The organism is Paraburkholderia lacunae (assembly GCF_003353175.1).
Classification (GTDB): Bacteria; Pseudomonadota; Gammaproteobacteria; order Burkholderiales; family Burkholderiaceae; genus Paraburkholderia; species Paraburkholderia lacunae.
The window spans coordinates 1-11,663 of record NZ_QHKS01000062.1 but is presented as its reverse complement, the minus strand read 5'-3'; the positions used below and the strand labels follow the sequence as shown (position 1 = coordinate 11,663).

General features: G+C 60.7%; 9 protein-coding genes. 4 read left to right on the top strand and 5 right to left on the bottom strand.

Annotated elements, in window-relative coordinates:
• The 4 genes from DLM46_RS38265 to acnA form a co-directional block, all read left to right on the top strand.
• The coding region (locus DLM46_RS38265; RefSeq protein ID WP_279635279.1) for a citrate/2-methylcitrate synthase at positions 1-367 on the top strand (367 nt) is incomplete at its 5' end.
• Between the two features lie 103 nt (positions 368-470).
• Positions 471-977: a hypothetical protein gene (locus tag DLM46_RS38260; protein ID WP_115110114.1), complete on the top strand. Its 507-nt coding sequence runs from the start codon at positions 471-473 to the stop codon at positions 975-977.
• 22 nt (positions 978-999) lie between these two features.
• The gene (locus DLM46_RS38255; protein WP_115110111.1) at positions 1,000-2,451 is read left to right on the top strand and encodes a bifunctional 2-methylcitrate dehydratase/aconitate hydratase; all 1,452 of its coding nucleotides are present in this window, start codon (positions 1,000-1,002) and stop codon (positions 2,449-2,451) included.
• A 40-nt stretch (positions 2,452-2,491) separates the two neighbouring features.
• Complete coding sequence (gene acnA, locus DLM46_RS38250) at positions 2,492-5,209, top strand: aconitate hydratase AcnA (protein ID WP_115110108.1); 2,718 nt, start codon at positions 2,492-2,494, stop codon at positions 5,207-5,209.
• A gap of 119 nt (positions 5,210-5,328) precedes the next feature.
• Here the strand turns inward: acnA and DLM46_RS38245 are convergent, their stop codons facing one another.
• The 5 genes from DLM46_RS38245 to DLM46_RS38225 all read right to left on the bottom strand — a co-directional run.
• Complete coding sequence (locus DLM46_RS38245) at positions 5,329-6,411, bottom strand: hypothetical protein (protein ID WP_115110104.1); 1,083 nt, start codon at positions 6,409-6,411, stop codon at positions 5,329-5,331.
• Complete coding sequence (locus tag DLM46_RS38240) at positions 6,408-7,940, bottom strand: sensor histidine kinase (protein WP_244306535.1); 1,533 nt, start codon at positions 7,938-7,940, stop codon at positions 6,408-6,410. The genes DLM46_RS38245 and DLM46_RS38240 overlap by 4 nt, the downstream gene beginning before the upstream one ends.
• Before the next feature lie 156 nt (positions 7,941-8,096).
• Complete coding sequence (locus DLM46_RS38235) at positions 8,097-8,705, bottom strand: response regulator transcription factor (protein WP_115110118.1); 609 nt, start codon at positions 8,703-8,705, stop codon at positions 8,097-8,099.
• 423 nt (positions 8,706-9,128) lie between these two features.
• Complete coding sequence (locus tag DLM46_RS38230) at positions 9,129-10,259, bottom strand: OmpA family protein (RefSeq protein WP_115110101.1); 1,131 nt, start codon at positions 10,257-10,259, stop codon at positions 9,129-9,131.
• Positions 10,260-10,355: 96 nt separating this feature from the next.
• Positions 10,356-11,663, bottom strand: a 1,308-nt coding sequence (locus DLM46_RS38225; protein ID WP_208866442.1) for a YadA family autotransporter adhesin, incomplete at its 5' end; no start/stop codon positions are given.

Here is an 11,663-nt window from a genome sequence, read left to right as displayed (position 1 = left end):
GGTGATCGGTTTCGGCCACCCGGTCTACACGATTGCCGACCCGCGCAACAAGGTCATCAAGGAAGTCGCGAAGAAGCTTTCGAAGGACGCGGGCAACCTGAAGCTGTTCAATATCGCCGAGCGAATTGAAACAGTGATGGCAGATGTGAAAAAGTTGTTTCCAAATCTCGACTGGTTCAGCGCGGTGTCGTATCACATGATGGGCGTGCCGACGGCGATGTTCACGCCGCTTTTCGTGATCTCCCGCACTGCTGGCTGGGGCGCGCACATCATCGAGCAGCGCATCGACAACAAGATCATCCGGCCGAGCGCGAATTACACCGGTCCCGAGAATTTGAAATACGTGCCGCTAAATAGGAGAAAATAGCGGTCGCTGTGCGCTTTCGAAGCGCGTGCAGTTCAACCTCGCGGTTCTCCAGACGGCCAACCGCGCAATGTTCAACTGAAATTAGATAGAAAGGTTCTCCTCCATGAAAAAGCTGATGATCGCCGCCGTGATTGGCGCCCTGTCCACGACGATGCTGACCGTCGCGACTGACGCCGCCGCGCAAACGGCGACCACCACGAATCCGGCTGCCAAGACTGCGGCGAAGCGCCCGCAACCGAAACGCCTGTTCAAGCGCAAGGCGAATCCGGCCAAGGAAGCGAAGGTCGATGCGGTTCCGGAAGGCTCGGAAAAGTGGTCGTGCAACGAAGGTCTGGCATTCGACCTGAAGGGCGACATGAAGCGTGACCAGATCGTCACGGTTCACTGGGCGAACAAGAACTACAACCTCCCGCGTGAAACGACCACCACGGGCGCGGACCGCTTCCACGACGCCGCAACGGGCATGGACCTGGTTGTGATCCCGACTAAGGCGATGTTGTTCTCGGATAAGGACAGCTCGCGTCTGGCCGACGAGTGCAAGACCGTAGCCATGCAGCAAGGCTCGCCGGCTCCGACGCAATCGAACGCGATCAACAAGAGCAGCAACTAATCGTTTACATCAGGGAAGCCCGATGTCCGCTCCGATTTCCAACGTACGACCCGACCCGGACCAAGTCCTGGTCGATATTGTCGATTACGTACTGGATTATCAGATCGACAGCACGCTCGCGCTGGAAACCGCGCGCAACTGCCTGATCGATACGCTCGGTTGCGGACTCGAGGCGTTGACCTACCCCGCCTGCACCAAGCTGATGGGACCAATCGTGCCGGGCACGATCGTCCCCAACGGCGCGAAGGTGCCGGGCACATCGTTCCAGCTGGACCCGGTTCAGGCCGCCTTCAACATCGGCGCGATGGTCCGCTGGCTGGACTTCAACGACACCTGGCTCGCAGCGGAATGGGGCCATCCGTCGGACAATCTCGGCGGGATTCTGGCGACGGCCGACTGGCTCTCGCGCAATGCCATCGCAGCAGGCAAGAAGCCGCTGACGATGAAAGACGTTTTGATCGGCATGATCAAGGCGCACGAAATTCAAGGCTGCATCGCGCTCGAAAACTCGTTCAACAAGGTCGGGCTCGACCATGTGCTGCTGGTGAAGCTGGCTTCTACCGCAGTGGTCGGCCAATTGATCGGCCTGACGCGCGACGAGTTGATCAACGCGGTTTCGCAGGCATTTGTCGATGGCCACGCGCTGCGCACGTATCGCCACGCGCCGAACACCGGCTCGCGCAAATCGTGGGCTGCGGGCGATGCAACGTCGCGCGCCGTGCGTCTCGCGCTGATTTCCAGAACCGGCGAGATGGGCTATCCGTCGGTGCTGAGCGCGAAGACGTGGGGCTTTTACGACGTGCTCTTCAAGGGCGACGCATTCAAGTTCCAGCGCCCGTACGGCTCGTACGTGATGGAAAACGTGCTGTTCAAGATCTCTTTCCCGGCTGAGTTCCACGCGCAAACAGCGGTGGAAGCGGCAATGACGTTACACGCGCAACTCGCCGCTCAAGGCAGGCGTGTCGAAGACATCAGGAAGATCACGATCCGCACCCACGAAGCCGCGATCCGCATCATCGACAAGAAAGGCCCACTGAACAATCCGGCCGACCGCGATCATTGCATCCAGTACATGATCGCCGTGCCGCTGATCCATGGCCGCCTGACGGCCGCGGACTATGAAGATTTGATCGCGCAGGACGCGCGTATCGATGTGCTGCGCGCCAAAATGGAATGTGTCGAAGACGCGCAGTTCACGCAGGATTACCACGACCCGGAGAAGCGTTCGATCGCCAATGCACTGACGATCGAATTCAACGACGGGTCGACGTTCGACGAAGTCGTTGTCGAATACCCGATCGGTCATAAGCGTCGTCGCGAAGACGGGATACCGTTGCTGGTCGAGAAGTTCAAGACCAACCTCGCGCGCCGCTTTCCGGTCAGGCAACAACTGGCGATTCTCGACGTGTCGCTGGATCAGGCAAGGCTCGAAGCCATGCCGGTCAATGAATACGTCGATTTGTACGTCATCTAGTTAAGTACTGTAGTTCCGCGATCAAACCAAGGAAAACACCATGGCCCACAACCTCCACAAAACGCTCAAGGAATTCGACAGCGGTTCCGGCAAAGGCAAGTTCTACTCCCTGCCGCAACTCGGCAAGGCACTGAACATCAAGATCGACCGCCTGCCGGTTTCGATCCGTATCGTGCTGGAATCGGTGCTGCGTAACTACGACGGCAAGAAGATCGCCGAAGAACACATCGAGCAACTCGCGAACTGGAAGCCGACCGCCGCGCGCGTCGACGAAATCCCGTTCGTCGTGTCGCGCGTCGTGCTGCAAGACTTTACCGGCGTGCCACTGCTTGCCGACATCGCTGCAATGCGCGGCGTCGCGCAACGCGTCGGCAAGAACCCGAAGTCGATCGAGCCGCTGGTCCCGGTCGATCTGGTGGTCGACCACTCGGTGCAGATCGATCACTTCCGTGAAAAGAACGCGCTCGACCTGAACATGAAACTGGAATTCCAGCGCAACAACGAGCGCTACCAGTTCATGAAGTGGGGCATGCAGGCATTCGACACGTTCAAGGTCGTGCCGCCGGGCGTCGGCATCGTTCACCAGGTGAACCTGGAATACCTCGCACGCGGCGTGCACAAGAAGGCCGAAGGCGCGGATACCGTGTACTACCCGGACTCGCTGGTCGGCACCGACAGCCACACCACGATGATCAACGGCATCGGCGTGGTGGGCTGGGGCGTGGGCGGCATCGAAGCTGAAGCCGGCATGCTCGGCCAGCCGGTGTATTTCCTGACGCCGGACGTGGTCGGCGTGCACCTGAAGGGCAAGCTGCGCGAAGGCGTGACGGCAACCGACCTGGTGCTGACCATCACCGAATTGCTGCGCAAGGAAAAGGTCGTCGGCAAGTTCGTCGAGTTCTTCGGCGAAGGCACGAAGTCACTGTCGCTGCCGGACCGCGCGACGATCGGCAACATGGCGCCGGAATACGGCGCAACCATGGGCTTCTTCCCGGTCGACGAAAAGACCATCGACTACTTCAAGGGCACGGGCCGCACGGACGCAGAAATCTCGGCGTTCCAGAACTACTTCAAGGCGCAGAACCTGTTCGGCATTCCGAAGGACGGCGACATCGACTACACCAAGGTCGTGACGCTGGATCTCGGCACGGTTGCGCCGTCGCTGGCCGGCCCGAAGCGCCCGCAAGACCGTATCGAAATCGGCAACGTGAAGTCGACTTTCAGCGACCTGTTCTCGAAGCCGGTTGCAGAAAACGGCTTTGCCAAGAAGGAAGCCGATCTGGACGCGCAATACACCACGACGAACGGCGTCAACGTGAAGAACGGCGACGTGCTGATCGCCGCGATCACGTCGTGCACGAACACGTCGAACCCGAGCGTGCTGCTGGCTGCCGGTCTGCTGGCGAAGAAGGCTGTCGAAGCTGGTCTGGAAGTCGCGCCGCACATCAAGACGTCGCTGGCGCCGGGATCGCGCATCGTCACCGAATACCTGACGAAGACCGGCCTGCTGCCGTACCTCGACAAGCTGGGCTTCACGCTGGCCGCCTACGGTTGCACGACCTGTATCGGTAACGCGGGCGATCTGACGCCGGAACTGAACGAAGCGATCACGAAGAACGACATCGTCGCGGCGGCTGTGCTGTCGGGCAACCGTAACTTCGAAGCGCGTATTCACCCGAACATCCGCGCGAACTTCCTGGCCTCGCCGCCGCTGGTCGTCGCTTATGCGATCGCCGGCAACATCACGCGCGACCTGATGACCGAACCGGTCGGCAAGGGCAAGGGCGGCAAGGACATCTACCTCGGCGACATCTGGCCGACCAGCGAAGAAGTCAACGCGCTGCTCAAGTTCGCGCTGGACGCCGACGCGTTCCGCAAGAACTACTCGTCGCTGACCAAGAAGGGCGACCTGTGGAGCAAGATCGAAGGCGAAGAAGGTCAAGTCTACGACTGGCCGAAGTCGACCTACATCGCAGAGCCGCCGTTCTTCGGCAAGGAGTTCTCGATGACGCCGGCCGACAGCATTGCTGCCGTGACGAACGCGCGCGCTCTGGGCATTTTCGGTGACTCGGTCACGACCGACCACATCAGCCCGGCAGGCTCGATCAAGGAAGACTCGCCGGCAGGCAAGTGGCTGAAGGCGAACGGCGTGCAGAAGGCCGACTTCAACAGCTACGGCTCGCGCCGCGGCAACCACGACGTGATGATGCGCGGCACGTTCGCCAACGTCCGGATCAAGAACCTGATGATCCCGCCGAAGGCAGACGGCACGCGCGTGGAAGGCGGCCTGACGATTCACCAGCCGAGCGGCGAACAGCTGTCGATCTATGACGCAGCGATGAAGTACATCGACGCCGGCACGCCGACCATCGTGTTCGCGGGCGAAGAGTACGGCACGGGCTCGTCGCGCGACTGGGCAGCGAAGGGTACGCAACTGCTGGGCGTGAAGGCTGTGGTCGCACGCAGCTTCGAGCGGATTCACCGTTCGAACCTGGTCGGCATGGGTGTTCTGCCGCTGCAGTTCAAGGGCTCGGATAGCGTGCAATCGCTCGGCATCACCGGCGAAGAAACGTACGACATCGAAGGCCTGGGCGCGGACTTCAAGCCGCAACAGGAAGTGACGCTGGTGATTCGCGGCAAGGACGGCAAAGAGAAGCGCGTGCCGGTACTGCTGCGTATCGATACGCCGATCGAAGTCGACTACTACAAGCACGGCGGGATTCTGCCGTTCGTGCTGCGCTCGCTGCTGGCTGCTTAAGGTATTCGCTTACGCTTAATAGACAGTCACTGCGAGTTGTTTTGCAGGGGCTGCGTCCTGTGGAGGACGCAGCCGACTTTGGAAGCCCGACCGATGGTCGGGCTTTTTTTATGGCGTGCCTATTTTTGGGTGGTGCCGGATAGGAAGGCGGTGGGATCGTCGGTGATGCGGCGTTGGGTCATGCGAGCGTTCCAGTTGGTGTCAGCGGGGACCGTTGCACGCGTTGCGGCGTGGCTGCGCGGCGGTTGCGCCGACCAGTTGAGCCATGGCGCCTGATCGATAGCGTCGCCTTCCGCCGGCCCGCGCCCGGTCCATTCCGGTTGGATAGACACGGAGGGCCGATCGGCGGGGCGAACGGCATGTTTCAATGCAAGCCGTTTATCGACATGCTCCAGGGTCAAACGCGCGGGCGCGGGTGTGCGGTCCACCTTTGCCGCGCGCCTCGTGGGCTCGTGAGTCGTAGCGCGCGCTGGCGGCTGCTGCGAGACGTGTGTCGATAACTGCGTGCGCGGGCTTCGAGACGCCGTCACAGGCATGGAATCGGTGCTCCTTGCGCGGTTCGCTGGCGGTGTCATCGGCACAGCATCGCTTGCCTCGGAACGCACTGGCGCGACGTCCGCCGCGTTCGAGTTCACCGCCTTCGCCAACGTTGCCGGCGGCGCGGCGCTCGCAACCGAAGCGGCCATCGCCGACGACGGGTGTACGCGTTCGGTGTCCCGCTGAGTCAGCTTGGCGGGTCGCTGCGGAATGCCGACGGCCAGGCTGCTGATTGCCGGTGACTCCGGCAGCTTCTTCGCAAGTTCCGGCTGTGTTCCGGCATCCTGAGTCGCGCATGTTGCCAGCAACCAGGCCAAGGCGATACTGCTGCAGACGAAAATCGCCGCGCCGCCTACGTGATCCGAACGGGACGACCGCGCGCGGACGTGGCACGTCTCGAGATCAAGATAGCGCTTTGCTTCAGCCATCGCCACATCGAAGCGATGAGAATCCACGCGTTGCGGCGGCGTCTTGTAGAACAGAACGTGCTTCACACCCGGACCCAACGGACCCCGGTGCGCTGGATTGGCGGTGCGTTGTATCGCGCCCCGCATCGACTGTTGCGCGGCACGTCGTCTCGAACCGAAAGGCGGCGGCACACCATCGAACGGTCGCAGTTTCGGGAACGCCAGATCGCCTTTGATCAAAGCCTGCGGTTGATTCATTGTATGAGGCTCCGGTGTGGATCGAACGCTGTATCGAGTTGCGTAGCCAAAGTCTTTGCGCGCTCCACAAGCGCATCGATAGCGCCGGCGTCAAACTCCAGCGAAGCAACGCTCGCACGCCGCAATGCCTCCATCAAACTGTGTGCGCCGACAAGACCTACGGCTCCGCTCAATCTGTGCAGCACGGTACGCAGACCTTCGCTGTCGCGTTGGCGGTTCAAACCGCTCAGGCGCGCAAGGTCATCGTCTATCGAATGGCGCCAGCCAACCATAAACGTGCGCAGATCGATACCCTCTTCGGCCAGTGCATCGAGGTAACGGCGTTCGAAGGGTTCAGATTGGAAGCCTAAGGAAGCGTCTTGCACTTGAGCAGCAATCGCGGATGGCGCCGGCGCATGACGAGCCGGTTCTGATGACGGCCCCCATTGCTCCACGGCGAACGGCGCACTGAACCGCGCGTAGATGCCGCAGTCAGAGCCGCTCGAAAGCGAGAGTTCACCTCGCATACGCTGCGCGATTGTCTCGCACAACGCCATGCCAACGTCCGTGCCGACAGGCCACGCTCCTGAAGACGGTTCATCGGCGCCCGGCTCGAAAAATTGCAGTTGAGCTGCAGGAGGGTCTCCAGCGTCGGTGCCTGTCAAACTGACAAAAATGCGCTGGGAGCCGGGATTCAATGGCTCCGACCGCACGACGACCGCAATCTCTTGATGCGCACCAAGCTGGATGGCGCGGCTCAGCAGATGGAAGATCATCTGGCCTAGCCGTGCGCTATCGGCGAGAATCCTCGTGGCCACCGTGGGATCAACGGTTGCCACGAGGCGTGTGCCTCGTCGGGCGGCATTCATAGATAACAGCGCGACGACGCCGTCAATGAGATCGCGCAGATTCGTTACGCTTTCGTCGAGAACGATACCGCCCGACGGCACGGGTGCAACGTCCAGAAAATCGTGCAGCGTTTGCGACCACGTGCGCATTGCGGATTCGGCCACCGCCAGCTGCGTACGCTGGGTGGCCAACATCGCCGCCGTTTCGATCGACTCCAGCATGCCCATCACGGCGATCAACGGAGCCTCCGCGTAGACGCGCATCGCGGTCAGCACCCTGACCCGCTCCCGCGTCTCGGCCGCGCTCGCCTCAGCAGACGCCGCCGCGCGTGCGGCCCGCTCTCCGGCTTCTGCTGCATCGCACCGACGTGTGCACTCTTCCTCGGTGCGACGCAGCGTCTCCGCGGAGCGGCTCAGCACGCTGCGAAATAGACATGCATTGCCCACCGCAACGATTGCGAGTGCCGCCACCGCCAACAGCCACGTTTGCCACTCGATCGAGGCAGCACGTGCGTCCGGCGCCGGTTGGCCGACGGTATCGCAGCCCTCACCCCCGGCAAATGCTAACGAGGCGCCGGCATCCGTTTGATCATGCGGATGAGTGTCGCGGAGCGACTGGCCGACCTGGTCCAATGCATAGGGTACGGCCGGCGCTACGGCCGGGCGCGGATGGTTCACCAACGGCGCGGCGTAGGCGCGCACCGACAACATGCACAGCAATACAAATGCAAGCAGACTGCCCAACAGCGTCGCGCGGCGTATCGAAATGGATCCCGCGTCCTGGGAGAAACGCGACGCGCGGCTCCCCGCGGTCGCTGAAGAACCAAGCAGGTTTATTTTTTTCATGACCCGCACGATTCAGTCAATGAGCCTGTGTAGCGAAGCAAACTCAATCAGTGCGGCCAATGACGTAAGCCCGAGCTTCTCCTGGATTCGGCTCTTGTACGTGCTGACCGTCTTATCACTCAGGAATAAGCGGCTCGCGATATCCCGATTGCTTACGCCACGCGCGAGATATTGCAAAATCTCCACCTCGCGCGCCGACAGGGTGCTGAGTCCGCTATCTGTTGCCGAATTAGCCGTATCGGCCGGAAAACAATCATAGCCAAACAATACTGTCTTTAAAGCCGTAATCAATTCGCCGATCTCGCGCCCTTTGCCGACATAGCCATTTGCACCGGCAGCACGCGTATACCCGGCCATGACGTATTCTGGTTTAGCGGAAAGAATAAGGATGCAGATTTTTCTATTGTGTGCCCGAATACGGCGAATCATTGATAAGCCGTCAAGCCGGGGCAAATCAAGGTCGAGAATGACAAGATCAGGATTTTTATCCAGCACCATTTTCAGACCGTCCTCACCGTCACCGCACTCTCCGATCAGCTTAAGCTCCGGGTCGGCGCGCAATACGTTCGCTATCGTCCCTCTGATCATTGGGTGGTCGTCTATAATCATGATTCTTTTCATTTGCCGCTCCATTTCCTGATCATTCATTAATGAGCGAAAAATCGAACCGAATAGCCTACCGCCGGGAAATACAAATTAAATTTTATCAACGGCTACGGAACATTTTTTCGCGGTCGCGGAATGATAGTTCCGCAATATTTGCCGGCTTTTCCTACCCAGCGGCTTGAGATGCCCTACGAGTAAATGGTGAATGAGATCAACTGCGCGGATCGCCTGAAGGGATGACACATCTCGTGAAAACGAGTCCATCGATGGAGGCGAGTCGGACGTGATTCCACCTCGGAGCGAGCAAAACGCAGAGAGCGGGATAAAGAAACGAGCGCGAAAATATTCGCGCTCGTGGAAACTTCGGGTGGATACATCGCGCAGTACCACCGATTAGATGAAATCGCCGGACTGGCAAAATTCCGGCGATGTCTCACGCTACTGCTCTTGCAGTTGCATCTGTTGCGGCATTGGCTCTTGCATACGCTGCTGCATTTGCCGTGAATTCATTGCCTGTGGCTGTGCATTGCTGCGTGTAAAGTCCAGCTCCACGCGACGATTCGGCGCCAGGCAGTCAATCAGTGCCTGCCGGTTCCGGTCGTGACACTGCACCACCGGTTCTTCCTTGCCGCGCCCACGCGCCATCATCGGCGTCGTGACACCACCGCTCTCCAGGTAACGCTTGACCGTCTCTGCCCGATTGGCCGACAACTGGCGGTTGTAGCTATCGCTACCGAGACGGTCGGTAAAGCCCTCGATGCGGATGCCCGTCACGTCGTCCACGTGTTTCAGATCGCTGATCAACTGGTCCAGCTTGGCCTTGCCAGCCGGCAGCATGCCAGGCAAATCGCTTCGATCGAACTTGAAGCTTGCATCGGCCTGCAACGTCATCTTCTGCGGAATCACCGGCGCCGCTGCCGCAACTGGCGGCGGCGTGCAGGCCTCGAGCGCCGCGCCGATACCCGGCACGCCCTTCTCGACACCGTCGACCAAACGCTGGCTCGCAACGAAGTTGCGGGTCCATGCGTCATGGCCGGCATGAATCAACTCGACTTCCGAGCACGCAGTCAGGCGCTGCGCTTCCGGGCATTGCGGAAAGAGCGGCGAGGTCTTCGCCGCCTGCACCTGTTTCCACAGATCCGGACGGATCACCGCTGAGGTGCGCAACTCCGGATTGTTCACCGAGAGTCCCTGACCGGTCTCGAGCGCCGTGGTCAGATGGTTTGCCTCCACCAGCGCTTCCTCAACAAAGCCCCAGCCGTCGTGGCTGGACCGTTGGTCGCGAGCGGCGTTCAGCCAGCACTGTGCCTTGTCGCCGAAATAGTTATTTTTGCGTTCACCGAGCGCGTTCAGCCGGGTCTGGACAGCGCTAAGCACCGCGCCATTCTTCACGCCGCCATAAGTTGCAGCCCACTGTGGCGTGACCGCTCCGGCGGCCTGGCTCTGCGTTGTGCTGAAACCCGTCTGCAAAACCGTGGGGTCCTGGATTTGCAGGCGATCGCGCGTCGCAGACAACGAACATCCTGCAAGCATCGCGGCGAGCGCGATGGCAATCAATGAATACTTCATGTCTGTTTCTCATGGAAAGAGGGTCGCACGGAAGCTTCCCGTGCGACCCAGACAGCTAACGTCTCGAGCTTCTATTCAAGGCCTTGCGGCCATGGTTTAGTTGCCGAGCACGATGCCGACGCCAGCGCGGACGATGGTGCTGTTGCCGCCCGAGCTGGACACGCCAAGGTTGTAGTTGATCGTGCCCTTCTCGTTCCAGCGCGAGACGCCCAGACCAACCGCCTGATAGCCACGGTAGTTGGCAACACCCGCGTTCAGCGTGGTACGACCTGGCAGATACGGCGTGACAATGTTCAGCGCCGATGCCGATGCGATACCCTTGGCCGCATTGCGGTCGATATCGTGCATCTGCTGCTGCACACCACCCATCGCGTTGTTCAACTGATTGAGGTTGACCGCGTCGGTGCCATGCGTACCGGCCGCAACATTGGTAATCTGACGCTCTGCACCGGAAGAACCCACTGATACGGAGTTGTCGCGATCAGTCGCCGAGTTTGCACCCAGCGCGACGGAGTTCGTGTTCGGAGCCGAAGAACCTGAGCCGAGCGACACTGAGTTGTCGCCGGCCGTCTTCGTGTCCTTACCGATTGCAATCGCCGCCTTCCCTGATGCAACGGCACCGTTACCGATCGCGATCGCATCCGAACCCGTCGCCGCCGCTGCCGTACCACCCGAGCTCGGCGTGCTGATGTTGATGTAGGTCGTGTTGCCGGTACCGCCGCCGGCGAGATTGTTCAGCTGGCTTTGGAGACTCGAGAACTGCGAGAAGTTGACCGCGTCGGTGGCATTGGAACCTGCTGCCACGTTTGTCAGGGTCACCGGAGCATGACCCTTACCGCCGAGAGTCACGGTGTTCCGGGTCGAGTCGTCATAGGCCACGCCGTTCGCGGTACCACCGCTACCTGCATGGTTCGCGACGTACACCTGCATCTGGCCCAAGTTGACCGCGTCGAGCAAGTCGGTCGCGTTTTTAACGTTCTTCAGCTGGACCGGCGTAGTGGAATTAGCGCCACCAAGCGTCAGCGTGTCATGCACGGCCGAGTCGTACACCACGCCGTCCGTCGTACCCGTGGCAATCTTCGCGTTCAGCGCGTCCAGTGCCGTGGCGACGTTACCGTACGTCTTGCCATCCAGCGACAAGGCCGCCGTGACCTTGCCGTCCGATCCGACAGTCGTACCACCGCCCAGCGCTGCTGCCACGCTGTTCGCCGTACCGTACAACTGCGAGCCGTTGATCGCGTCCTTGCTGCCGGACGCGATCTGGCCTGCCGCTACGTTGGTCAGCGTCACCGGCGGCGTCGAGCCGGCACCGCCGAGCGTCACCTTGCCCTTCGACGTGTCGTCATAGGCAACGAAGGCGCCCGTCACATTGCCGCTGCTGTCGATGTTCGCGCCTATCGCCTT